Source organism: Wenyingzhuangia sp. IMCC45533, from assembly GCF_054111225.1.
In genome coordinates this window covers 1,744,175-1,767,513 of the sequence record NZ_CM134197.1, presented here as the reverse complement: position 1 = coordinate 1,767,513, position 23,339 = coordinate 1,744,175, and the positions used below count along the sequence as shown (strand labels likewise).

At 32.1% G+C, this 23,339-nt stretch carries 23 protein-coding genes and 1 pseudogene; 15 read left to right on the top strand and 9 right to left on the bottom strand.

Annotated elements, in window-relative coordinates; genetic code table 11:
• Positions 1-11: 11 nt before the first annotated feature.
• The 4 genes from ACXGQW_RS07715 (at position 12) to ACXGQW_RS07700 (ending at position 5,503) form a co-directional block, all read left to right on the top strand.
• On the top strand, positions 12-872 hold the full coding sequence (locus ACXGQW_RS07715; RefSeq protein ID WP_457821661.1) for a hypothetical protein: 861 nt from the start codon (positions 12-14) through the stop codon (positions 870-872).
• A 148-nt stretch (positions 873-1,020) separates the two neighbouring features.
• Complete coding sequence (ileS, locus tag ACXGQW_RS07710) at positions 1,021-4,425, top strand: isoleucine--tRNA ligase (RefSeq protein WP_457821659.1); 3,405 nt, start codon at positions 1,021-1,023, stop codon at positions 4,423-4,425.
• Between the two features lie 5 nt (positions 4,426-4,430).
• On the top strand, positions 4,431-4,817 hold the full coding sequence (locus ACXGQW_RS07705; RefSeq protein ID WP_457821657.1) for a TraR/DksA family transcriptional regulator: 387 nt from the start codon (positions 4,431-4,433) through the stop codon (positions 4,815-4,817).
• 86 nt (positions 4,818-4,903) lie between these two features.
• Positions 4,904-5,503 carry a lipoprotein signal peptidase gene (locus ACXGQW_RS07700; protein WP_457821655.1) on the top strand — a complete coding sequence of 200 codons (600 nt, stop codon included), beginning with the start codon at positions 4,904-4,906 and terminating at the stop codon, positions 5,501-5,503.
• Positions 5,504-5,511: 8 nt separating this feature from the next.
• Here the strand turns inward: ACXGQW_RS07700 and ACXGQW_RS07695 are convergent, their stop codons facing one another.
• The 4 genes from ACXGQW_RS07695 to ACXGQW_RS07680 form a co-directional block, all read right to left on the bottom strand.
• Positions 5,512-6,189, bottom strand: a complete 678-nt coding sequence (locus ACXGQW_RS07695; protein ID WP_457821653.1) for a hypothetical protein — start codon at positions 6,187-6,189, stop codon at positions 5,512-5,514.
• 15 nt (positions 6,190-6,204) lie between these two features.
• Positions 6,205-6,873 carry an MIP/aquaporin family protein gene (locus tag ACXGQW_RS07690; RefSeq protein WP_457821651.1) on the bottom strand — a complete coding sequence of 223 codons (669 nt, stop codon included), beginning with the start codon at positions 6,871-6,873 and terminating at the stop codon, positions 6,205-6,207.
• A 130-nt stretch (positions 6,874-7,003) separates the two neighbouring features.
• Positions 7,004-8,548, bottom strand: coding sequence for a glycine--tRNA ligase (locus ACXGQW_RS07685; RefSeq protein ID WP_457821649.1), 1,545 nt, complete (start codon positions 8,546-8,548; stop codon positions 7,004-7,006).
• Positions 8,549-8,611: 63 nt separating this feature from the next.
• Entirely contained in the window at positions 8,612-9,526 is a 915-nt protein-coding gene (locus ACXGQW_RS07680; protein ID WP_457821647.1) for a hypothetical protein, read from the bottom strand.
• A gap of 65 nt (positions 9,527-9,591) precedes the next feature.
• On the opposite strand from ACXGQW_RS07680, the gene ACXGQW_RS07675 reads away from it, so the two are divergent.
• The 3 genes from ACXGQW_RS07675 to ACXGQW_RS07665 all read left to right on the top strand — a co-directional run bounded on the left by ACXGQW_RS07675 (position 9,592) and on the right by ACXGQW_RS07665 (position 12,817).
• Positions 9,592-10,278: a ComF family protein gene (locus ACXGQW_RS07675; protein ID WP_457821645.1), complete on the top strand. Its 687-nt coding sequence runs from the start codon at positions 9,592-9,594 to the stop codon at positions 10,276-10,278.
• A 63-nt stretch (positions 10,279-10,341) separates the two neighbouring features.
• Entirely contained in the window at positions 10,342-11,892 is a 1,551-nt protein-coding gene (locus ACXGQW_RS07670; RefSeq protein WP_457821643.1) for an Ig-like domain-containing protein, read from the top strand.
• Positions 11,893-11,950: 58 nt separating this feature from the next.
• Positions 11,951-12,817, top strand: a complete 867-nt coding sequence (locus ACXGQW_RS07665) for a hypothetical protein (RefSeq protein WP_457821641.1) — start codon at positions 11,951-11,953, stop codon at positions 12,815-12,817.
• A gap of 40 nt (positions 12,818-12,857) precedes the next feature.
• Here ACXGQW_RS07665 and ACXGQW_RS07660 read toward each other — a convergent pair whose 3' ends face one another.
• Positions 12,858-13,322: a DinB family protein gene (locus ACXGQW_RS07660; RefSeq protein WP_457821640.1), complete on the bottom strand. Its 465-nt coding sequence runs from the start codon at positions 13,320-13,322 to the stop codon at positions 12,858-12,860.
• Between the two features lie 51 nt (positions 13,323-13,373).
• Between ACXGQW_RS07660 and ACXGQW_RS07655 the strand changes: the two genes are divergently transcribed.
• Positions 13,374-13,721 (top strand): arsenate reductase family protein, encoded by a 348-nt coding sequence (locus tag ACXGQW_RS07655; protein ID WP_457821638.1) that lies wholly within the window; start codon positions 13,374-13,376, stop codon positions 13,719-13,721.
• 46 nt (positions 13,722-13,767) lie between these two features.
• Here ACXGQW_RS07655 and ACXGQW_RS07650 read toward each other — a convergent pair whose 3' ends face one another.
• Positions 13,768-14,196 (bottom strand): OsmC family protein, encoded by a 429-nt coding sequence (locus ACXGQW_RS07650; RefSeq protein WP_457821636.1) that lies wholly within the window; start codon positions 14,194-14,196, stop codon positions 13,768-13,770.
• 142 nt (positions 14,197-14,338) lie between these two features.
• On the opposite strand from ACXGQW_RS07650, the gene ACXGQW_RS07645 reads away from it, so the two are divergent.
• Genes ACXGQW_RS07645 through ACXGQW_RS07625 form a run of 5 tightly spaced genes read left to right on the top strand, consistent with a single transcriptional unit; the run spans position 14,339 to position 19,524 of the window.
• On the top strand, positions 14,339-15,616 hold the full coding sequence (locus tag ACXGQW_RS07645; protein WP_457821634.1) for a replication-associated recombination protein A: 1,278 nt from the start codon (positions 14,339-14,341) through the stop codon (positions 15,614-15,616).
• Positions 15,613-16,590, top strand: coding sequence for a GNAT family N-acetyltransferase (locus tag ACXGQW_RS07640; protein ID WP_457821632.1), 978 nt, complete (start codon positions 15,613-15,615; stop codon positions 16,588-16,590). Before ACXGQW_RS07645 ends, ACXGQW_RS07640 begins: the two co-directional genes overlap by 4 nt.
• A complete protein-coding gene (locus ACXGQW_RS07635) occupies positions 16,587-17,687 on the top strand; it encodes a DegT/DnrJ/EryC1/StrS family aminotransferase (RefSeq protein ID WP_457821630.1) in 1,101 nt (366 codons plus the stop codon). Before ACXGQW_RS07640 ends, ACXGQW_RS07635 begins: the two co-directional genes overlap by 4 nt.
• Positions 17,688-18,260 (top strand): DapH/DapD/GlmU-related protein, encoded by a 573-nt coding sequence (locus ACXGQW_RS07630; protein ID WP_457821628.1) that lies wholly within the window; start codon positions 17,688-17,690, stop codon positions 18,258-18,260.
• A complete protein-coding gene (locus tag ACXGQW_RS07625; protein ID WP_457821626.1) occupies positions 18,253-19,524 on the top strand; it encodes an O-antigen translocase in 1,272 nt (423 codons plus the stop codon). Before ACXGQW_RS07630 ends, ACXGQW_RS07625 begins: the two co-directional genes overlap by 8 nt.
• Here the strand turns inward: ACXGQW_RS07625 and ACXGQW_RS07620 are convergent.
• Positions 19,505-20,395 carry a glycosyltransferase family 2 protein gene (locus ACXGQW_RS07620; RefSeq protein ID WP_457821624.1) on the bottom strand — a complete coding sequence of 297 codons (891 nt, stop codon included), beginning with the start codon at positions 20,393-20,395 and terminating at the stop codon, positions 19,505-19,507. The two genes, ACXGQW_RS07625 and ACXGQW_RS07620, sit on opposite strands and share 20 nt — an antisense overlap.
• Positions 20,396-20,685: 290 nt before the next feature.
• Between ACXGQW_RS07620 and ACXGQW_RS07615 the strand changes: the two are divergent.
• Together ACXGQW_RS07615 and ACXGQW_RS07610 are read left to right on the top strand one after the other, a co-directional pair.
• Positions 20,686-20,886: pseudogene (locus ACXGQW_RS07615) on the top strand (glycosyltransferase); the annotation flags it as partial.
• A gap of 25 nt (positions 20,887-20,911) precedes the next feature.
• A complete protein-coding gene (locus tag ACXGQW_RS07610; protein WP_457821622.1) occupies positions 20,912-21,307 on the top strand; it encodes a sugar 3,4-ketoisomerase in 396 nt (131 codons plus the stop codon).
• Here ACXGQW_RS07610 and ACXGQW_RS07605 read toward each other — a convergent pair.
• A complete protein-coding gene (locus ACXGQW_RS07605; RefSeq protein ID WP_457821620.1) occupies positions 21,297-22,610 on the bottom strand; it encodes a polysaccharide deacetylase family protein in 1,314 nt (437 codons plus the stop codon). The two genes, ACXGQW_RS07610 and ACXGQW_RS07605, sit on opposite strands and share 11 nt — an antisense overlap.
• Before the next feature lie 2 nt (positions 22,611-22,612).
• The gene (radC, locus tag ACXGQW_RS07600; RefSeq protein ID WP_457821619.1) at positions 22,613-23,311 is read right to left on the bottom strand and encodes a RadC family protein; all 699 of its coding nucleotides are present in this window, start codon (positions 23,309-23,311) and stop codon (positions 22,613-22,615) included.
• Between the last annotated feature and the right edge of the window lie 28 nt (positions 23,312-23,339).

Sequence of the window (23,339 nt, the reverse complement as noted above, 5' to 3'; positions counted from 1 at the left end):
CTATATATCAAATGAAGAACATATATTTACTATTAATTCTTGCAGTATTTGCATTACCAACACAGGGTTTTTCTCAAAAAGGAAAGACTAACACTCAACCAAAAGACCCTATTACATTGGCTGATGCAATGGAAATTGCCATTAGACAAAAGACATTATGTCAAAGAATGGCTAAGGACAAATTGTATATTGAGGCAAAGAAAAACAAATCTAAAGCTGACAAAGAATTAGATAGAACTATTGAAGAATTTTTACAAGGTATAGAGGTTTTAAAAACATATACTCCTACTGAAGACATCAAATTAAAAGTTGCTGTGCAGGAATATACTTTTGAAACTTATAAGGCTACAATTTTAAAGACTTCTAAAAAGTCAATGCAAAAAATCATTAGAACAAATACTTTGTTCTTAAATATTTGTGATGATTTAGTAAGAGAATTAAGTAACTATTCTAAAAAAGTCAACCCAAGATTATCTAAGAGAAATAGATACGCTAGACAGCAGATTGATAATATCACGAGAATTTCAGGTACAATTTCTTACTCTACGCAAAGACTTGCTTTGTATTATGGTATGAATAGTTTTGAGATTCATGAAGTTCCTGCTAAAGATTTATTAAAAATTATGGGAACTATCTCTAATGCATTAAAAAGATTGACTGTATCTGAATTCAACACTGTTGAAATTGATGACTCTTTGAGTGAATTAATTTACTACTGGTCTAAATTAAGAAGCCAAATGACAACAAGAGGTACAAAACTAAAAATTACTACCGAGGATTTTGCTGAAACGGAATTGTTTGAAGCTACCAACACGGTTTTAGACAAAGCGAATGAAGTAACAAGACTTTATGCTGAGCTAAACAAATTATAATATATAGTTTACTAGATAAAAGCAGAGATTCTAAAAATTTAGAATCTCTGCTTTTTTGTTTCAAATACCCTGTGCTAAATAGCTCACTCGGTTGTTATTCATCAATTAAAAATGTAATTTCGCAGACCTAATTGAATAGTCAATAACCATGAGTGCAAATTTTAAGGAACACAAAGGATTAAGCTTAACAAAAATAGCCTCTGAAACATTAAAGTTTTGGGATGAAAACAACATCTTTCAAAAGAGTATTGATGCGAGAGAGGATAGCAAACCTTATGTTTTTTTTGAAGGGCCTCCTTCTGCTAACGGATTGCCTGGAATTCATCACGTGTTGGGTAGAACCATTAAAGATGTATATCCTAGATTTAAAACCATGAAAGGTTTTAAAGTGCAACGTAAAGCGGGTTGGGACACGCATGGTTTGCCTGTTGAATTGGGAGTTGAAAAAGAACTTGGGATTACTAAGGAGGACATTGGAACTAAAATTTCTATCGAAGAATACAATACTGCTTGTAAAAAGGCAGTAATGAAATATACTGATATCTGGAACAACCTAACTCAACGAATTGGTTATTGGGTAGATATGGAAGATCCTTATATTACTTACAAACCCAAATACATGGAATCCGTATGGTGGTTGTTAGGTCAGATTTACAAAAAGAATTTAATCTATAAAGGGTATACCATTCAGCCATATTCTCCCAAAGCGGGTACAGGTTTGAGTTCTCATGAAGTCAATCAACCTGGATGTTATCAAGACGTAACTGATACTACTATTGTTGCCCAGTTTAAAACCATCAAAGAGACTTTACCAGAACGCTTACAAAGCTTAAATGAAGTACATATTTTGGCATGGACAACTACTCCATGGACATTACCAAGTAACACGGCCTTGACCGTAGGTCCTAAAATTGAATATGTCTTAGTTAAATCATATAATCAATACACAAAATTACCTGTCAACGTAATTTTAGCTAAAAACCTAGTTTCAAAGCAATTTTCCAAAAAATTCATCGCTGTAGATAATCAAGAAGAACTAGATGCTTTTAATACAGATGATAAAAAAATACCGTACCTAGTTACAGAATCATTTACAGGTAAAGAATTAGAAGGCATAAAGTATGAACAATTGCTCCCTTGGGCTACTCCTTACGAAAATGCCAAAAACGCATTTAGAGTAATTACAGGTGACTTTGTAACCACAGAAGACGGTACCGGAATTGTTCACACCGCTCCTACTTTTGGTGCTGATGATGCTTTTGTAGCTAAAAATGCCACACCTGAAGTGCCACCTATGTTGGTTTTAGATGAAAATGAAAACCCAGTTCCTTTAGTTGATTTACAAGGAAAATTCACCGAACATGTAGGTCCACATACTGGCAAATATGTTAAGAATGAATATTACAATGATGGTGAGGCTCCAGAAAAATCTGTTGACGTAGAAATTGCCATTCAATTAAAAGAAGAAAACAAAGCTTTTAATGTAGAAAAATACAAACACAGCTATCCGCACTGTTGGAGAACTGACAAACCTGTGTTGTACTACCCTTTAGATTCTTGGTTTATAAAGGTTACAGACGTAAAAAAACGTATGTTCGAATTGAACGAAACCATAAACTGGAAGCCAGAATCTACAGGTACAGGACGTTTTGGTAATTGGTTGCAAAATGCAAACGATTGGAATCTATCTCGTTCTCGTTATTGGGGAATTCCTCTGCCTATATGGAGAACAGAAGATGGTACTGAAGAGATAATTATCAGTTCTGTAGCAGAACTAAAACAAGAAATAGAAAAAGCAAAAGCAGCGGGTATAGAAAATCCAACTAGTTTTGATGCTTTTGAGGTAGGCAATATGTCTGATGAAAATTATGACAATATTGATTTACATAAAAACATAGTAGATGCTATTACTTTGGTATCCTCCACTGGGCAGCCGATGAAACGTGAATCTGATTTGGTTGATGTTTGGTTCGACTCTGGGGCTATGCCATATGCACAACAACACTATCCTTTTGAAAATAAAGAGCTCATTGATAATAAAGAGTTTTATCCAGCAGACTTTATTGCGGAAGGAGTAGATCAAACTCGTGGGTGGTTTTATACTTTACATGCTATTAGTACCATGGTTTTTGATAGTGTTGCCTATAAAAATGTAGTGTCTAATGGATTGGTTTTAGACAAGCACGGTAAAAAAATGTCTAAACGTTTAGGAAATGGTATAGATCCATTCGAAACAATGGATAAGTACGGCCCTGATGCTACACGTTGGTACATGATATCCAATGCTAATCCTTGGGACAACTTGAAATTTGACGTAGAAGGTATTGATGAAGTGAGACGTAAGTTTTTTGGAACCCTTTACAACACCTATTCCTTCTTTACATTATATGCCAATATCGATGGGTTTACATATAAAGAAGCTGATATAAAACTGGAGAAGAGACCAGAAATTGATAGATGGATTTTATCTGAATTGAATACATTAATTCAAAAAGTAGATAAGTTTTACAACGAATACGAAGCAACAAAAGCAACTAGAGAAATTCAAAATTTTGTTACAGAAAATTTATCTAACTGGTTTGTTAGATTAAGTAGAAGACGTTTTTGGAAAGGTGACTACGGTACAGATAAAATATCTGCCTATCAAACGTTATACACATGTATGTTAACGGTTTCCAAACTAGCGGCCCCTGTGGCTCCTTTCTTTATGGATAATTTATATAAAGACTTGATTTCTGCTACTCAAAAAGAAAGCTTTGAATCTGTTCACTTATCAACCTTTCCTAAGGCAGATACTACTGCGATTGATGAGGATTTAGAACGTAAAATGCAGAAAGCGCAGCAAATATCATCCATGGTGTTGTCTTTACGTAAAAAGGAAATGATTAAGGTACGTCAGCCGCTACAAAAAATTATGATTCCTGTTTTAGACAATCAACAAAAAACAGATATCAAAGCAGTTGAAAATTTAATATTATCAGAAGTAAACGTTAAAGAAATTGAACTTTTAGATGATGCTTCAGGAGTATTAGTAAAAAACATCAAACCTAATTTTAAAGTATTAGGACCGCGTTTTGGTAAAAATATGCGATTTGTTGGAGCTGCCATACAAAAACTCACACAAGAAGATATTACTAAATTGGAGTCTGAAGGGAAAATTTCTATTGAAATTGAAGAAAATTTAGTAGATTTATCCATTCACGAAGTGGAAATAAGTTCACAAGACATTGAAGGTTGGTTGGTGATTAATCAAGGAGGCTTAACAGTTGCTTTGGATGTAACTATCTCAGAAGAGTTAAAGAACGAAGGGATTGCAAGAGAGCTTGTCAATAGAGTTCAAAATCTCCGTAAAGATTCTGGTTTAGAAGTCACAGATAAAATTAAATTATCTATTGGTAGCGAATCAACTTTGGAGAAAGCCGTTAAGGTAAATGAAGATTATATTAAAAGTGAAACCTTAACTAGTGAATTAGAATTTGTATCTAAAGTTGATGAAGGCTTAGAGATTGAATTTGACGAAATTAAAAGTAAAATATTTATACATAAAATATAAAAGTCATGGCAACAGACGAAAGAGTAGTATATAGTGATGCTGATTTAGCTGAATTTAAGGATATTATTTTAGCTAAAATTGAGAAAGCTAAAAAGGATTTAGAAATTTTAAAAAGTTCCTATAAAAACGGTAGCTCCAACAATACAGACGACACTTCTCCTCAGTTTAAGGCTTTTGAAGAAGGATCTGAAACCATGTCTAAAGAAGCCAATGTACAGCTAGCTATTAGACAGGAAAAGTTTATACGAGACCTTAAAAACGCACTCTTACGTATAGAAAATAAAACTTATGGAATATGTCGTGCCACTGGTAAATTAATTCAAAAAGAGCGTTTAAAATTGGTTCCTCATGCTACATTAAGTATCGAAGCTAAAAAAGCTGAGAGAAAATAATTATTGATGCAGTACGACCTTTAAATTTATACTTTAAAAGTTTGTAACCCGTTAAGGATTACAAACTTTTATTTTTGACATCTACTATGAATACCAAAAAGTCTATCATTCTTATCATCGTCATTTTGCTAATCGATCAGATTAGTAAAATATATATCAAAACTAATTTTAGACTTGGAGAAGAAATTGTTGTTTTTGATTGGTTCAGAATTCATTTTATAGAAAATAATGGAGCTGCTTGGGGTACCGAACTAGGGGGCAAAACAGGTAAGCTCGTTTTAACTTTATTTAGATTATGTGCTATTGTCGGAATAGGTATATGGTTGAAAAATGCTATTAAGGACAATAGTCATAATTTGTTAATTATTGCCATCTCCCTTATTTTTTGTGGAGCCTTAGGTAATATTATAGACTCCGTTAGCTATGGCCTACTTTTTACTGAATCCACCCCTAATAACTTAGCTATTGTAGACCCTTCAAATGGTTACAACAATTTGTTTTATGGTAAAGTTGTTGATATGTTATACTTTCCTATCTGGCAAGGAATTGCTCCTAAATGGGTTCCTTTTATAGGAGGAAAATACTTTACCTTTTTTAATGCCATATTTAACATTGCGGATGCTGCTATTTCTATTGGAGTGATGATTTTATTATTCTTTAGTAAAAAAGTATTTCCTAAGAAATAAACTGCAACTTATCTAATTTCAATCCTTTCAGACTGCAATTCATCGTTTAAATAATATTCAAAAAACCATGCATTGTTTTGCTTTAAAAGCACTCCATTCAAATTGTTTCGTTTAGCTATTAAAACGTCATCTTGCGAGGTTAACAAGCAGGTTAATTCTATATCTGTGTTTTCTTTAGAAACTAAAACCCACGTCTTATCTGTTTTTTTCTTAAAACTGTAAATACTTTTTTGTTTTAAAGATTCTAATCCCTTTACAGTTACTTGTTTTTTTTCTGATGATACAGTTGCTAATGTTTCATTCTTGATACTCTTTAAAGCCTTATCCAAAGCTTCGTTGTAAGATCTTGAAACCTCCAATAATCTACTTTTACCCTCTTTACTTTTAATGACTAAGTTTTTGTTACAATCATTAATCAAAACCCATAATGATTGGCTTCGCGCTTTACTCTTTTTATCTAAAGAGATAATGTATGCTGAACATTTGTCAAAGTTCTCTGGTAACTCATCATCATAATAAGTGGTAAAACCCTCTTTTTCAAAAAACTCTTTTGCATTTCTATTTAACTTGTATTGATTTTTTCTTACTTGAAAAGAAAATTTCTTTGGAACAATTACATACTTCTTTTGAGCATTCGCAAAACACGTAATCATCACCAACAACCCTACTAAAAAACTTTTTTTCATGATACTCTTTTTATATTAACATTCACCGTCACAACAATTGTCATCTTTGATTAACTTACAGCTTACTACAGCTGTGATTGCCCCCAGAACAGGAGCTAGCATATACACCCAAAGATCATCAAATTTAAAAGACAACAAAGCTGGAGTTAGTGATCTTACAGGATTCATAGATGCATTGGTAATAGGGCCTGCAAAAAGTGCTTCTAACATAACAACTCCTCCTATGGCAAAACCTGCCATAATCCCTACTTCTTTAGACCCCGTGGATACATTGATAATTACTAACATTAAGAAAAATGTCAACAAAAATTCTATAACAAAACCTCTAAAAGGATCTATAAGCTCTGAGAGATGCGTCCCTCCTAACAGATCACTCATAGGAAATAAAAAAGCTAATAACCCACTAGCCAATAACCCTCCCAAAAATTGCGAAACTGCATATTTGGGAACCTCTTTCCAATCAAATTTTTTGGCAAAAGCAAAAGCTATGGAAACCGCAGGATTTAAATGGGCTCCAGAAATATCACCTAAAGCATAAATCATCGCTATTACCACAAATCCCCAAGTGATTCCTATTCCAACGTGACCTACCGCTCCTCCAGTAACTTCGTTAATAGTCATTGCTCCGCATCCACAAAAAATAAGTGTAAATGTGCCTATGAATTCTGCTATATATTTTTTCATGTCATCAAACTTTAGAGTTGCAAAAATAAAATATAAACACTTTAATTGTGTAAAGTAAACATTAATGTTATCTACAAAAAGAGGGAGTAGTTAAATGAACCACTCCCTCTGTTTACAATCTGTAATTTTATTATTTAGCTTTATTTAACCAAACCCCCATATTTACCTCAGCATCTATGATGGATTTTAAATCTGCAATAGCAACCCTTTTTTGCTCCATGGTATCTCTGTGTCTTATTGTTACTGTTTGATCTTCTTTTGTTTGATAATCTACAGCAATACAAAATGGGGTACCGTTAGCATCTTGACGACGATAACGACGACCTATCGCATCTTTTTCATCGTAAGCAATATTAAAGTCAAATTTTAAAGCGTCAAAGATATCTTTAGCTATTTCTGGTAAACCATCTTTTTTAACCAGAGGTAAAATAGCAGCTTTATTTGGGGCTACAACAGCAGGTAATTTTAAAACTGTTCTCGTATTTCCATCTTCTAATTCTTCTTCTTTTAATGAATTAGAAAAAACGGCTAAAAACAATCTATCTAAACCAACGGAAGTCTCCACTACATATGGAGTATAATTTTCGTTAATTTCGTTATCAAAATACTGTATTTTTTTACCTGAGTGTTCTTGATGAGCTTTCAAATCAAAATCTGTACGAGAATGAATCCCTTCCAATTCTTTAAATCCGAAAGGAAACTTAAATTCGATATCCGCAGCAGAATCTGCATAATGAGCCAATTTATCATGATCGTGGAAACGATAATTATCCATTCCTAGTCCTAAAGATAAGTGCCATTTTAAACGAGATTCTTTCCATGTTTCATACCACTCCTTTTGAGTTCCAGGACGTACGAAAAACTGCATTTCCATTTGTTCAAATTCTCTTTGACGGAAAATAAACTGACGTGCCACTATTTCGTTACGAAAAGCTTTACCTGTTTGCGCAATCCCAAAAGGAATTTTCATTCGTCCTGTTTTTTGTACATTTAGGAAGTTTACAAAAATTCCTTGAGCCGTTTCTGGACGTAAATACAAATCCGTAGCATGTTCTGCAGAAGCTCCTAGTTTGGTTCCAAACATTAAGTTAAACTGTTTAACGTCTGTCCAATTTTTAGACCCTGATAAAGGACAGGCAATTCCCAACTCTTCTATAAGGGCTTTCATATCTGCCAAATCTTCCTTTTCTAAAGACTGTCCCATTCTAGATAATATAGCAGCTCCTTTGGCCTTGTAATCTAAAACTCTTGGATTGGTCTCTAAAAATTGTTGTTTATCAAAAGAATCTCCGAAACGCTTCGCAGCTTTTTTTACTTCCTTTTCTATTTTATCGTCGTACTTAGCCACGTAATCTTCAATCAAAACGTCGGCTCTGTATCTTTTTTTAGAATCTTTGTTATCTATCAAAGGATCGTTAAAAGCATCAACATGTCCTGAGGCCTTCCATGTAGTTGGGTGCATAAATATTGCAGCATCTAAACCTACAATATTATCGTGCATTTGTACCATGGCCTTCCACCAATAATCACGTAGGTTTTTCTTTAACTCAACGCCATTTTGTGCATAATCATAAACTGCACTTAAACCGTCGTATACCTCACTTGATTGAAACACATATCCATACTCTTTGGCATGTGATATTACCTTTTTAAATTGATCTTCTTGTTTTGCCATTTCGCAAAAATATAAAAGCTTTTTGTATTACTATTATTCTAGGTTAAAAACTGTTTGATTTATTTAAAAAACACCCAAAAAGCCATTTTTTAACTCAAAGGACTCTTTAGCCAACAACCCATCATTGCTGTAAAACTCTAGAGTATATACTCCTTTACTCAACGTGTTATCCTGTAAGGAAATAATATCGCTCACAGGCATTGTTTCTCCGTTCAGAACAACCCTTGTACCGTCGGTAAACTTTTTTGATACATCATTGTATAAAAACTCTCCGTTGGTTATTATTGTTACCCCTTTATTGTCTTTTAACACATAATAAATATCACACTCAGTATCTGCCAAAGCCTTATTATTTAAGATGTTGTATTTTACTTGAATACCATTAACGTTCTTGGAACGATTCGTTTGCTTAACTTTTCCCGTTTTTTTCTCTTCAACAGCGAACACCTCAACTTTAGCGATTTGAATTTTAGTTGCCTCAGAAAGTTTTACTGATAATTCTTTGCTCTGTAACTTTTCTGCGTTTAACTCTGATTTGGTTACCGCTATGGTTACCATCAAGCTATCGTTAAGCGTTTTAATAGAATCTATAGTTTTGTAGAGTAGTTGGTTATTTAATTTTACAGATTCTAATTTGTTTCTTAAAAGTTGTAAGTCTTTGAAACTACTTTTTTCCGATGTTACAAGTGACCTTTTTAGAGATATGATTTCTGATTTAGATTTTTTTAGTTCTTTTCTAATCTTCTTCAACTTATCGTTAGCTTGATTAAAGTCCTTTGTAATCGCTATATTTTGCTCTTGATTGGAATTTAAATCTTTAATAGTAAGTTCCAAATCCTTTTCTAGAGCATTTTTTTCAGCTAAGACTTCTTCCTTAAAAATTTTATTTTCTGTATTAAGGTTATAGATACAGATAACAGCACCTACGATTATTAGTAACAAAACACCAATAATAATTTCTTTTGATTTTTTCATCATCTTAATTGTTTAAACAGTTCCGATTAACTTTCTTAAAAATATTGGTTATTTTTAAAACAAAAGCCATGAATTTACTTAAAGATATGAGAGATCTTTTTGTTCCTTACCGATGTACACATTGTAAAGAGATTGTAAATCAAAATAAAGTTTTTTTATGTGCATCTTGTTTTTTAGAATTAGAAGAAACCTCATTTACAAATTACAGGAACAACCCGTTAGAAAAATTGTTTTGGGGGCATGTAGACATCGTTAAAGCAAGTTCAATCTACTTCTACCACAAAAATAGTCCTATTCAGACTCTGCTAAAAAGTTTGAAATACGGTGGACTAGAATCATTTGGCTTGTTTGCTGCAAAAAACATCATCAGTAATCCTGAATTTGATACTTTTTCTGCTGATATTGATTGTATTACGATTATACCGCTACATCCCAAAAAACAAAAAAAGAGAGGATATAATCAGGTAGAAGTTTTTGGAAAAAAGATTGCGGACTATACAAATAAGCCTTTTTATAAAGATCTGTTGCTCAAAATCAAGAATACCAAATCTCAAACCACTCAAAACAAAGAATTGAGAATTGAGAATGTAAAAAACTCTTTTACTGTAAATCCTAAATACAATCTCAAAAATCAAAACATACTGTTGATTGACGATGTCCTTACCACGGGAGCAACGTTGATTTCATGCTCTAAGGCTTTAAACAAATCCTTTGATGTTAATATCTCAATTATTACAATTGCCTGTGTGGTTTAATCAGATAAAAAATAGTTTCTTTGTGCTATTCTTATGAAGCATTTACTTAAAATAACCACATTCATGTTATTTACCATACTCTGCAGCTGTGCAAGAATTGGTAGTCCTGATGGTGGACCTAAAGACAGCATTCCCCCTGTTATGGCTATTGCCAAACCCATGAACAAAACAACTTTGTTTAATGATAAAAAAATTGTTATTTACTTTGACGAGTACGTAAAGTTTAAAAACCTGAATCGCCAGCTAATTATTTCTCCACCGATGGAGAAAAAGCCAATTATAAAACCTGAAGCAGGAGTCTCTAAAAAAATAAGTATCGAATTTTTAGACCCGCTTGCAAAAAACACTACTTATACCATTAATTTTGGTAATAGCATTATTGATAATAATGAGGGGAACGAGTTGGGTAGATTTTCCTACGTTTTTAGTACTGGTCCTTTATTAGATTCTCTTAGTATTTCTGGAAATATTAGTGACCCCTATGAGAATAAGGATATTGAAGATGTTAGTATTCTTGCTTATAAAAATGCAAATGATACAATCATCGGAAATTATACGCCCAACTATTTATCTAATACTTTAAAGAGCAGTAATTATTCCTTAGAAAATTTATCTGAAGCCGATTACAAGATAATAGCTATTGAGGATAATAACAATAATTACAAGTATGATAAAGGATATGAAAAAATAGGTTTCCTCAATAAAACTATTGGTTTAAAGTCTGCCCTAGACTCTGTTAATTTTGTTTTATTTAAAGAGTCAAAACCTGCAAAAGTTTTTAACCCTACACAGACAAAAGGGAATCAAATCATTATCGGTTTTCAAGGGAATAAAAATCCTATACTAGAGGTTAAAGACAAAATAACCAACAAATACTTTGTTAGTAAATCTGTGGATAAAGATTCTATGTATTTGTGGTTTAAGCAACTTCCAAAAGATTCAATTACCATTTTAGCTAAGATAGATACAATTGCAAAAAAATTCACTATTGCCCCTCGTGAGCTGCAACAAGACACACTACTCATAAAAAATGAGACAAACAGTATACTTCATCCTCAAGATTCTGTTAAAATTTCATACAACAATCCCGTTATTGAGTTTAAGAAAGACAGTATTGTGTTATTAGAAAACGATTCAATTCCGACGAAATACTTTATCTCTAATTTTCCTGAAAAACATTATTTAAATGTATCTTTTAAAAGAAAAAAAGAGACCAATTACACCTTAAAAGTCAATCAAACAGCTTTTAAAGATTTTTTGAATAATTACAACCAAAAAGAAACCATCAAATTCAACACACTAAATGCTGAGGAATATGGGGAGATCATTTTAAACTTGAAAAATCCTAAGAAAACATCATTAATTATTCAATTGATGAACTCCACAAAAAAAAGAATTTACACTCAATTTGCATCTACCTCCCAAACGGTAAACTTTAAAAACATAGAGCCTGACGAGTATAATGTTAGGATTATCAAAGACTTAAATAAAGACTCAATTTATAACTCGGGCAACTTTGAAAATAGATTACAACCTGAAGAAGTTTTAAACGTTAAAAAGAATATAAAACTGAGGGCTAATTCAGAAATAATAGAAATTATATCTATCGATTGACCGTTGTCTACATTTTTTTTTTATTTTTGGAATACTAACCTTTAATCAAAACACTAAGTTGAAAAAGATATATATACTTATTGCTGTCATTTTATTCTCTTCCATAGACGATGCAAATGCACAAAGAAGGAGAAGACGTACTAGAAGAAGTAACTCTAATGTAAGAATACAGCACGAAGTTGGAGGAAACGTAGGAATCTCTAACTTTCAGGGAGACTTCTCTGGTGACGGACCTGCTGATGGACAGATCTTGGTAAATGGTTTTACCATCAATGCTACCCACTCTGCTCACCTTGTCCCTGCAAGAAGAACAAGAAACAATGGTGGATTTGCTAAGCACCTGGTATTAAAAACAAATTTAGGGTACACCAAAGGGTCTTATGATAATTTGGGAATAAGTACGGGTAACGAACGTTTGGATAAAAATGGAGATCCATCTCAAGTGGATAGTGATGTATTATTAGGAAGACTGTCTTCAGAGGCAAGTATTATAACTTTAGGAACTCAGTTAGAATTTTACTTTAAGGATATGATCACTTATCTTCACAGAAGTTCAAGAAGGCGTTACAGTCGACGAGGTAGGTCTGGAGGTAGAGGTAACGTTTACTTAGGTGTTGGTTTTGGTGTAAATTATGTTAGTTCAGATGCTGAGTACTCACTTGCTGGAACTAACGTGGGTAACAACAACGGATTACCTGATAATTATGATGCCTCCGTAATTGGAGGGATTGACGAAGCTGTATTCTCAGGTAATTTTGCCGTAGGTTACAGATACAAATTAAACCCAACGATGGACCTAGTTGGAGAAATTAAATTTAACCAGTATTTTTCAGACAGAATAGATGCTGTAGAACCTGTTGTTGGTAATGATACTAATGATTACAATACCAATATTACTGTTGGTGTTATATATCATTTATTTTAAACAGGTATTTATAAAAATTTATCACAAAAAAAGCTAGTTTTTAAACTAGCTTTTTTTGTGATAACACAACTCCTAAATGAACACCCTCGTGAAAATTGTTGAAATCAATCGCTTTCTCTATGCTATCTAATTCAACCTTTACACTTGTTGTATACCCGCTATAACCTTCGAAACACCCATTACTATAGTCTTTAGCCAGTTTTTGAGGCAACTCAATAAATTGATTTTTTATATACTCCCACTCTTTTTCGTCAATAATTAAATTATGAGCATCAGTACCTTTTTTATAGCTATTGATTAGTTCATCAGAAACCAAGGCTTTCAGTCCAGATAATTTGTAACATAGTAACTGTTGTGTAACTAGTAAATGCCCAATATTCCATCCAATATGATTGTTATGTCCTTTTGGAATTTTATTAATCTGTTCTAAGGTTAAATCTTCAATTAATTTTAAAGTTAACTCTCTACCTTTAATTAAAATATCTATTTGTTTTTCTATATTCATCTTTACTGTCTATTTTTGATATTTAGTAAAGATAAAACTCCCTTTTGCATTATGAAAAAAATATATTATTTAAAAACCTGCGATACTTGCAAAAAAATCTTGAGTGAACTGAATTTGGATCAAGTCGAACTTCAAGAAATCAAATCTAATCCTATTACGCAGGAGCAACTGGAAGAACTTTACAACAAGACTTTGTCATATGAAGCTTTATTTAATAAAAGAGCTAAACTGTATAGAGAATTAGATTTAAAAAACAAAAACCTAACTGAAGAAGACTACAAAAAATATATTTTAAGCGAGTATACTTTTTTGAAAAGACCTGTAGCTATGATTGACAATGAAATTTTTGTAGGAAACAGCAAAAAAACCGTTGAAAGTCTAAAGACCAATCTCAAATAGCAGTCGACTCTATAATTATAATGCTTATTATTAACCTATTTACAATTTATAACTGCTTTGGAAAGTAGTTAATTTCTGTATTTATCACTGCAAATTGACGAAACATTTCCATAACACCGCAATAAGTATCTACGGATAGCGTAACTGCTTTTTCAATTTTCTTTTGATTTAGATTATCACCATAAAAATTAAATTTCACGAAAACTTTGTTATAAAATTTAGGATGTTCTTCTGTTAGTTCGGCCTCAACATCGATATCAAAATGATCGACATCAATCCTCATTTTTTCAATCAAAGAAGCAATATCAATACCCGAGCAACCTGCCAAGGCAGACAACATTAATGCCTTTGGACGCAATCCTTTTCCCTGTCCTCCTACTTCTTCAGATCCATCAATTAATACATTTCCTCCTGGTCCTTGAGATTCAAAATGCACTCCATCTTTCCAGTTTAATTTTATTTTTTGCGTTGCCATATACTTTTTTAGTTCAAAATTGAATTTCCAAAATTAAATGATTTCAGGTTGATGACCATATTTAACACAAAGTTATTTAAACAATTGTGTCACTTAACGAATAAACAATAGTAAATAGCCAATAATCAATTATATTTACTTTATGAATCCACCATTGGCTGAACGTATACGCCCAAAAAAATTAGAAGATTACATAAGTCAGCAACATCTTGTTGGTAAGACAGGTGTGCTTACACAACATATTCGCAATGGTTATATTCCTTCGCTTATTCTGTGGGGACCTCCAGGAATTGGAAAAACAACGTTAGCTAACATCATTGCAGAAACTTCCAAAAGACCTTTCTTTACTTTGAGTGCTATCAATTCTGGGGTGAAAGACGTAAGAGAGGTTATTGATAAAGCCAAGAAAAGTGGAGGGTTGTTTACTACGAAAAATCCTATTTTATTTATTGATGAAATTCATCGATTTAGCAAATCACAACAAGATTCTTTACTAGCTGCTGTAGAAAAAGGATGGATTACATTAATTGGGGCGACTACAGAGAACCCTAGTTTTGAAGTGATTCCTGCCTTACTATCAAGATGCCAAGTGTACATCTTAAATCCTTTTGATAAAAAGGATATGCAAGCCTTACTTCAAAGAGCCATACAAGAGGATGAATTGATTGCTGATAAAAAGGTAAATCTTAAAGAAATTGATGCTTTGTTACAAGTTTCCAGCGGAGATGCTAGAAAATTGTTAAACATTTTTGAGTTGATTGTGACTTCAGAAAAAGAAGGAGTGACAATTACCAATGATTTGGTATTGGAAAAGGTACAGCGTAATGTAGTACGCTACGATAAAACTGGAGAACAACATTACGATATAGTTTCTGCTTTCATCAAATCAATTAGAGGATCAGACCCAAATGCAGCAGTTTATTGGCTTGCACGAATGGTTGAAGGAGGAGAAGATGTGAAATTTATCGCCAGAAGAATGTTAATTTCTGCTTCGGAAGATATAGGAAATGCAAATCCCACCGCATTAATCATGGCAACCAATACTTTTCAAGCAGTGGCCACTATTGGATACCCTGAGGCTAGAATTCTATTAAGCCAATGTGCTATTTACTTAGCTAACTCAGCAAAAAGTAATGCAAGCTATGAGGCTATTAACAAAGCCATTCAAGTCGTAAAACAAACAGGTGATTTGCCGGTACCTTTACATTTGAGAAACGCCCCTACAAAATTGATGAAAGACATGAATTACGGCAAAGAATATAAGTACGCTCATACATACAATGGTAATTTTGTGAAACAAGAGTTTATGCCAGATGATTTGCAGGGTGCTTCTATTTACAATCCAGGGGTCAATGCTAGGGAAAATGAATTTAGAAAAGTGATGAACGATAGATGGGGAGATAAATACAAAATGAAATGAAAAATTTAAAATGTATAAAATATTCATCCGATAAGAAAGAAGCATGGAATGCTTTTTTAGCAGGTTCTAAAAACGGAACTTTTTTGTTTAACAGAGATTTTATGGAATATCATTCAGATCGTTTTGAGGACTTTTCTTTAATGATATATCATGAGCAAAAGCTAGTTGCCTTATTTCCTGCAAATATAAAAAATGATGTGGTTTACTCTCATCAAGGTCTTAGTTACGGAGGCTTATTGTTAAACGTGAATGAGAAATACAAAAAAACAATTTTTATCTTTAAAGAGATATTAACCTTTCTTCAAAATTCCAAAATATCCGTAGTAGAAATTAAAGAAATACCTTCCATTTATACTACTTATCCAAGCGATGAAATTTTACATTTGTTATTCTTATGTAAAGCCGTTTTAACCAGACGAGATGGACTATCTGTAATAGATGTACAAAACGACTTCAAATTTTCTAGAGATCGAAAAGCTGGAATTTCCAGAGGAATTAAATCAAAATTAGAGATTAAAGAAGTATTTGAGTTCAATGAGTTTTGGAACGAAGTGTTAATTCCTAATTTGACGCAAAAACACGGAGTAAAACCTGTACATACCTTAGATGAAATTACTGAATTGAGGAAAAAATTCCCTAAAAACATAAGACAATTTAACGTGTATCAAAATCATAAAATTATAGCGGGAACTACTATTTTTGAGACTCAAAAAGTAGCTCATTCTCAATATATTTCAGCAAAAATTAATAAAAATGAAACAGGAAGTTTAGATTTATTGCACAACCATTTAATTACGGAAGTATTTAGCCATAAGAACTATTTTGATTTCGGAATATCCAATGAGCAAGGGGGAAAAAAAATTAACGAAGGTTTGCAATATTGGAAAGAAAGTTTTGGAGCTAGAATGATTACTCAGGATTTTTACAGAGCTGAAACTAAGAATCACAAACTGTTAAACGATGTACTAAAATGATCAAATTTTTAGATTTACATAAAATCAATTCACCTTACGGAAAAGAATATCGCCAATCGTTTGAGGCTTTTTTACATTCAGGATGGTATGTAAACGGAAAACAAGTTTCAGATTTTGAGAAAAATTTCTCTAACTACTGTGGTGTAAAATATTGTGTGGGTGTAGCCAATGGTCTGGATGCCCTAAAATTAATATTTAGAGCCTATATAGAGAGCGGTAAGCTGAATAGGGGAGACGAAATTATTGTACCAGCAAATACTTATATCGCTTCTATTTTGTCAATTTCTGAAGTAGGTTTAACTCCTGTATTGGTTGATGCTGATATTAACACCTACAATATTGATGTGAAATTAATTCAGCAAAAAATAACCAAAAAAACCAAAGCTATTTTAGTCGTTCATCTATACGGACAATTAGTAGCAATGGAAACAATTGCTAAAATTGCCAAAAATGAAAACTTACTAGTTTTTGAGGATGCTGCTCAAGCACACGGATCTGAGGATGAAACTGGAAATAAAGCCGGAAGTTTTTCGGATGCTGCTGGCTTTAGTTTTTATCCAAGTAAAAACTTAGGAGCTTTAGGAGACGGAGGTGCTGTAGTGACTCATGATAAAAAAATTGCCGATTTAATTAAAATATTAGCCAATTACGGATCCTCTAAAAAATACTACAATTCTCATAAGGGAATGAATAGTAGATTGGACGAATTACAAGCTGCATTTTTAAACATAAAATTGCCACAATTAGATTCAGATAATGAATACAGAAGAAAAGTGGCCAAAAGATATTTATCCGGAATCAACAATCCTAAAATTCAATTACCAAAATACAATAACTCCAAAAATCATGTGTTTCATGTTTTTGCTATTCTTTGTAATCGAAGAGATGATTTACAAGCATATTTAATCAATAATGGGGTTGAGACTATGATTCATTACCCTGTTCCTCCACATTTGCAAGAAGCATACATAGAATTAAAGAGCGAGTATTATCCTATTTCCGAAAAAATACATCAACAAGAACTTAGCTTACCTATAAGTCCCGTAATTTCCATAGAGGATGTCGACAACGTTATTAACTTAATAAATAGATTTTAGTTGAAAGCAAAATTACTTTACTACTTGTTTGTTCTACCCAGAATTATTAAATACAAATTATTATCTGATAATATTGTAACAGACAACTCTGTCATACAACATTGCCCTTGTCTATTTAGCGGAAAAGGAATTATTAAAATAGGAAGAAGCACTGTGTTGGGAATAAAATCGTCTCCTCATTTTTATTCTCACTATTCTTATTTTGAAGCAAGGAGTCTTGAGTCCGAAATTATCATTGGGAATCATGTTTTCATTAATAATAACTGCTCTATAGTTGTTGATAAGAGTTCGGTAGAAATTAAAGATAAAGTGTTAATCGGAACTAATTGTAATATTATGGATTCTGATTTTCATAATTTACATCCTGAAAAAAGACATCAAAATACTCAAAAAACCCAAAAAGTAACTATTCATAAAAATGTTTTTATAGGCAACAATGTTACTATTTTAAAAGGAGTTAGTATAGGAGAAAATAGTGTAATTGGAGCAAATTCTGTAGTAAGTAAAAGTATTCCTGAAAACGTAATTGCCTTAGGAAATCCTTGTAGAATCCTAAAAAAAATAGATGTCTAATTTCTTTAAACATACTTTGGTCAAAGTCTTTACGCTGAACGGAATATCAGTCTTAATCAAAATGATTGTTAGCTTTCTTTCGGCAAAATTATATGCTATATTTTTAGGGCCAGAGGGATTCGCCATAATGGGAAATTTTAAGAATTTTTCTGCTTCTATAAAAACTTTTTCAACTATTGGATTTGATAACGGTATTGTCTCTTTAGTAAGCAAAGCAAAAGAGAATCATCAAGCATTACAAAAAATATATGCAACTGCTTTTTACTCAAGACTTATTGGAAGTATGTTTATCTCAATTATTCTATTCTTATTACCAAACTATATAAATACTTTATTATTTGAGGGTCAAAATATTAAAACTGTTATCTACTTATTCGCTACAGTATTACCGTTTTACGCAATTAACAATTTATTACTTTCTATCTTAAACGGGCTAGGCAGATTTAACAAGCTTATTTTTATCAATATATTATCTACTATCGTAGGTTTTATAATTTTGATCCCTTCAGTTTTTTATTTAAAAACTAATGGTGTATTCTACTACTTATCAATTGTAGAATCTATTATTATAGTGGTAACATTACTGTTTTTGCGCAATGAAAAGGTAGTTTTTTCTATTAAAAATTTTGATCAAAAAATAATTTATAAATTGCTGAGTTTTTCCTTGATGACGCTGACAAGTGCCATAATTGTTCCAGGCAGTAATTTGTTTATAAGAGATTTAATTATTGAGAATTTAAGCACTTTACAAGCGGGTTACTGGGAGTCTTTAAACGTAATTTCTGGATATTATATGTTGATAATTACTTCTACTATTTCTATCTATTATTTACCGAAAATATCAAGAGTTAAAACCATTAAAGGCTTTAACAAAGAATATAAAAATTATTTAAAAGTATTTGGAAGTGGTTTTGTTCTGATGGGAATCATCATATTCGGTTTTAGAAATAGTATAATATCACTAATTTTAACAAAAGAATTTCAACCCGTATCAGATTTGTTAATTTATCAACTAACGGCTGATTTCTTTAAACTGGTCGTACTTTTTTTTGGATATAAAATGATTGCGGATAGAGATGTTAAAAGGTACATCATTGTAGAAGTCCTTTTTTATGCTGTATACATTTCACTAAGTTTTTTAGCTGCAAATAAACTGCAAAACACCAAATACGTAGTTATTTCTTATATGATTAGCTATATAACTATTTTGATTTTGATGATTAGCTTCTACAAAAAACATCTATTTAAGAAATCATTATTTTAAAATATGTTTTAAAGAGAAGAATCACGTATAACATTAAATATCTAAAATTAAAAGTCTTTATAGCCCACCTAGATTGCTTGTAGATTCTCTTTGTGAGAGCTTGATACTCCTGTTTAGTTACGTTTAAATTATAAGCTTTCTTTAAGATAAGGTAAAAACTAGTATGTAATTTTTTAGTATGCTCACTTCTAACGAAAAAACCATTTCCCAAAGAATTGGTCAAGTGTCTTTTTTTAATGAGAATTTTTTCGGTAAATACTATCTTGTAATTTCTAGCAACTCTTAACCAATAATCCAAATCCTCAAAATATAATTCTTCATCATATCCTCTAAGCTTTACAAATACGTCTCTTTTATATAAACCTGTAACACTGCACATATAGGCTGAATCAGACAATAAGTACTGATAAAAATTGATGCTCAACGCTTTATTTATTCTTTTGATCATTTCTTCATCATAAAAAACTGAAATTAATTTTCCCGATTCATCTATCAACTTAGCATTTCCAAAGACAAGACCTACTTCATCATCGTTAGGTGACAAGTACGTTTTCACCAATTTCTCTATACAATCTGGAGCTAATATATCATCTGCTGCCAAATCCATTAAATAAAATCCAGATGTTTCTTTAAAAGCGTGATTAAAAGACTTGGTAAGTCCCAAGTTTTTTGAATTTTTTATAAATTTTGATTCGGGATTTTTACGCAACCAATTGTTTATGACTTCGATAGAATTATCGGAGCTAAAATCATCGACAATTACCAATTCTATGTTAGTATAAGTTTGGTTTTTAACGGAGTCTAATGTTTCTTCTACATAATTTTGATGGTTATAACACGTGCAGATTATTGACACTAGCGGGTTGCTCATAGGTTCTTTTAAATAATTATCTTTGGTTTAAAGATATTGGATTAATGCAGAAAAAGAAAGAAAAAACCGTTTGTTTGGTCGTACATTATTTGGCTCTTGAAGGTTTGGCTAGAGCTGCATCGAATTTTGCCTATAACTCCTAACGGAATAGTTTTTTTTGATTAATATCCACCAGAAATACTTTGTTTACTTACGTTAAAATACTAATTGATATACAAGATTTTCAAATCAGAAAATATCAATTTTATCGACAAATTAAATAGGTTTATCTTTTTTTATATGGCTGCCCTGTAATTTCTTATGATTGTTTATCTGGACCCTCAGAAATTATTAATCATCAAAAAAATGGACTATTAGTGAAAAATCAAAGCATAGAAGAATTGTCTAACGCAATTAGCCTTTTTTGCGAAAATAATGAGTTGAGAAATTATTGTAAATCTAACACTAAAGAAAGCGTAAAAAAAATTAGCTTTGATAACATAGGAGCGTAATGGAAAAAACTAATAGACCACATTAATGAATAACATAGAATTTGTAACCATTCCAAAAATATCAGACCCTAGAGGTAACTTAGCTGTAATTGAAGGAACTACTATTCCTTTCGATATCAAAAGAGTTTATTATCTATTTGATGTCCCTTCGGATTCTTATCGCGGTGGGCATGCACACAAAAAACAGTTCGAATTATTAATTCCTATTAGCGGTAGCTTTTGTGTGGAAGTAGATAATGGTATTGAAAAAAAGAAAATTATGCTGAACAAGCCCACCAAAGGCCTGCTCATAAAATCTATGGTTTGGAGAGAATTGAGTGATTTTTCTAGTGGAGCAATTTGTTTGGTGATAAATTCTGGATTGTTTGATGAATCAGATTACATTAGAGACTACCAAGAGTTTGCAAAGTCTAAGATTTAACGCTTTTTACTACCTCTTCGTAAAAATTCTCCCAATATTTCCAATCTCCGTAGTTTGAGAGACATTCGTTGTGAAAAACAGAAACTAAGGTTCCGTTTACTTGCCTAACCATGTTCGAAATATGATTTATTCTAATCAAAGCCTGTTTTGGACTCAGTTGCAAATTAAAACGTAATATGTTATCAGAAAAAGCGCATGAATACACTTTTAAGGGAGTCTGTATTTCAAAGTCTAAGTCGTAAAAGTAAAAAGGAGTACAAGTACTTGCTCTAAAACCTATTTCATCCAAATAACCCATAGAATAATCTTCGGTAATGTCTAAATCTATTAATTTTTGATAGGTTTCAGGCAATTTGTTCCTTACCAAGTGTTGGCGAGACAACTTGGTTGGCGTATTAATAATACCTCCCAATCTGTTACTTTCTCTATTTAGTTTATCCTCATCATCCATCGTAAAATATGATGCCAACAACCCCACTCTAGCGTAATCTGCAATAGATTTTATCAGCAGAAAGTACTTCCTTTTTGTAAAGTTTACGTTGTTATCGTAAGTGGTGTAGTTACTTATCAAGAAGAAAAAAATAGTCTTGACATCGTGTTTCTTTTGCAACGATATAATTTTATCAAAAGTATGATATGGATCTTCCTTAATTTTTAGCACAACCGCCAATCTCATCCACGCATATAAAAATTTAAGCGTAAAAAAATCATAAATTCCCCCTATAGCGTTCCTTATAAGTCCTTTAGATTTATACAGAAAAGTTTGGCTTACGCTAAACACCGAAACATAACTATACTTATTAGGCTGATGCACAAATTCTTCATTCTGATCTTTTAAATACTTTAACAATTTGTAAGCCCAAACATCAATAATGGGTTTATCTAAAAAATTGTGCTTGTAAGCCAAACTTTCGTTGGCAGGATAACAATCATTTTTATCTAAAACGCAAGGTAAATATTCTTCGTATCTACTTAACAAATAAAAGCTTGCAGAGAAGATGTCAAAAGGAATGACCGATTTTTTACCTGTTCCAAAAAAGCAAGGAGTACTATCCCACTGCGATACTGTTATTTCAACATCGTTAATTCCCTGCTCTTGCAACAAACCATGACTCTGAATAAAAAACTCATTCCCCAAAGGAGATTTTCCGTAACTCATTTTTAAACTATCATGAGCTACGAATTCTTCGATGGTTGAGGTAAATTGAATGGGTATATTTAATACACGCACAAAAATGTGCCTAAAAATATAACTTAACCTAGGTGTTATTTTTTGCGTGTAAATAAGTAGTTCATCTGCCATGGTTAAAGTATTCCCTCGTCTGCAAAGCTAAAATAAGCTTTTTGCGTGATTATCAAATGGTCTAAAACTTTTATATCTAACAGGGCTGCAGCGTTTTTAATTTTTTGCGTTAATTGTTTGTCTGCGCTACTAGGATTTATTTTTCCAGAGGGGTGATTATGTCCTAAGACCATTGCTGTGGAAAGGAGTTCTAAACTTTTTTTAAAAACCAATCTTAAATCCACCATGGTACCCGTAAGTCCTCCTTTGCTAATCAACTGCCTATCTATTACCTTATTATTATTGTTTAAGTGTAAAATCCAAAATTCCTCATGTGGTAAATCTCCCATAATAGGATTTAAAATTTCAAAGGCATCTTTACTACAGCTAATTTTGGGAATGGATAAAGCTGCTGCCAAACGTCTTCGTTTCCCCACTTCTAAAGCAGTTACAATACTAATAGCTTTGGCTTCTCCAACTCCATTGAATTTGCATAATTCAGCAATGCTTGCTCTGGCCAGTTCGTTAAAGTTATTTTTAAAATGAGTTAAAATTCTTTTGGACAGCTGAACTGCAGATTCTTTTCTATTTCCAGAACCAATTAAAATTGCCACTAACTCAGCATCACTGAGTGCTTGTGCTCCTTTTACCAACAATTTTTCTCTAGGCCTATCTTCTTCTTTCCAATCCTTAATTGTAAATGATTTTATATCTTCTTTCATAGCATTTATTTGTTAAGACATAGTATTA

What these genes read in the sequence shown, in the direction of transcription:
- ileS (WP_457821659.1), top strand. Translation starts at nt 1,021, where the DNA reads ATGAGTGCAAATTTTAAGGAACACAAAGGATTAAGCTTAACAAAAATA.
- ACXGQW_RS07640 (WP_457821632.1), top strand. Translation starts at nt 15,613, where the DNA reads ATGAAAAATTTAAAATGTATAAAATATTCATCCGATAAGAAAGAAGCA.
- radC (WP_457821619.1), bottom strand. Translation starts at nt 23,311, where the DNA reads ATGAAAGAAGATATAAAATCATTTACAATTAAGGATTGGAAAGAAGAA.
- ACXGQW_RS07695 (WP_457821653.1), bottom strand. Translation starts at nt 6,189, where the DNA reads ATGAAAAAAAGTTTTTTAGTAGGGTTGTTGGTGATGATTACGTGTTTT.
- ACXGQW_RS07705 (WP_457821657.1), top strand. Translation starts at nt 4,431, where the DNA reads ATGGCAACAGACGAAAGAGTAGTATATAGTGATGCTGATTTAGCTGAA.
- ACXGQW_RS07620 (WP_457821624.1), bottom strand. Translation starts at nt 20,395, where the DNA reads ATGAGCAACCCGCTAGTGTCAATAATCTGCACGTGTTATAACCATCAA.
- ACXGQW_RS07605 (WP_457821620.1), bottom strand. Translation starts at nt 22,610, where the DNA reads ATGGCAGATGAACTACTTATTTACACGCAAAAAATAACACCTAGGTTA.
- ACXGQW_RS07650 (WP_457821636.1), bottom strand. Translation starts at nt 14,196, where the DNA reads ATGGCAACGCAAAAAATAAAATTAAACTGGAAAGATGGAGTGCATTTT.
- ACXGQW_RS07625 (WP_457821626.1), top strand. Translation starts at nt 18,253, where the DNA reads ATGTCTAATTTCTTTAAACATACTTTGGTCAAAGTCTTTACGCTGAAC.
- ACXGQW_RS07700 (WP_457821655.1), top strand. Translation starts at nt 4,904, where the DNA reads ATGAATACCAAAAAGTCTATCATTCTTATCATCGTCATTTTGCTAATC.
- ACXGQW_RS07675 (WP_457821645.1), top strand. Translation starts at nt 9,592, where the DNA reads ATGAATTTACTTAAAGATATGAGAGATCTTTTTGTTCCTTACCGATGT.
- ACXGQW_RS07660 (WP_457821640.1), bottom strand. Translation starts at nt 13,322, where the DNA reads ATGAATATAGAAAAACAAATAGATATTTTAATTAAAGGTAGAGAGTTA.
- ACXGQW_RS07690 (WP_457821651.1), bottom strand. Translation starts at nt 6,873, where the DNA reads ATGAAAAAATATATAGCAGAATTCATAGGCACATTTACACTTATTTTT.
- ACXGQW_RS07680 (WP_457821647.1), bottom strand. Translation starts at nt 9,526, where the DNA reads ATGATGAAAAAATCAAAAGAAATTATTATTGGTGTTTTGTTACTAATA.
- ACXGQW_RS07655 (WP_457821638.1), top strand. Translation starts at nt 13,374, where the DNA reads ATGAAAAAAATATATTATTTAAAAACCTGCGATACTTGCAAAAAAATC.
- ACXGQW_RS07715 (WP_457821661.1), top strand. Translation starts at nt 12, where the DNA reads ATGAAGAACATATATTTACTATTAATTCTTGCAGTATTTGCATTACCA.
- ACXGQW_RS07685 (WP_457821649.1), bottom strand. Translation starts at nt 8,548, where the DNA reads ATGGCAAAACAAGAAGATCAATTTAAAAAGGTAATATCACATGCCAAA.
- ACXGQW_RS07670 (WP_457821643.1), top strand. Translation starts at nt 10,342, where the DNA reads ATGTTATTTACCATACTCTGCAGCTGTGCAAGAATTGGTAGTCCTGAT.
- ACXGQW_RS07610 (WP_457821622.1), top strand. Translation starts at nt 20,912, where the DNA reads ATGAATAACATAGAATTTGTAACCATTCCAAAAATATCAGACCCTAGA.
- ACXGQW_RS07635 (WP_457821630.1), top strand. Translation starts at nt 16,587, where the DNA reads ATGATCAAATTTTTAGATTTACATAAAATCAATTCACCTTACGGAAAA.
- ACXGQW_RS07645 (WP_457821634.1), top strand. Translation starts at nt 14,339, where the DNA reads ATGAATCCACCATTGGCTGAACGTATACGCCCAAAAAAATTAGAAGAT.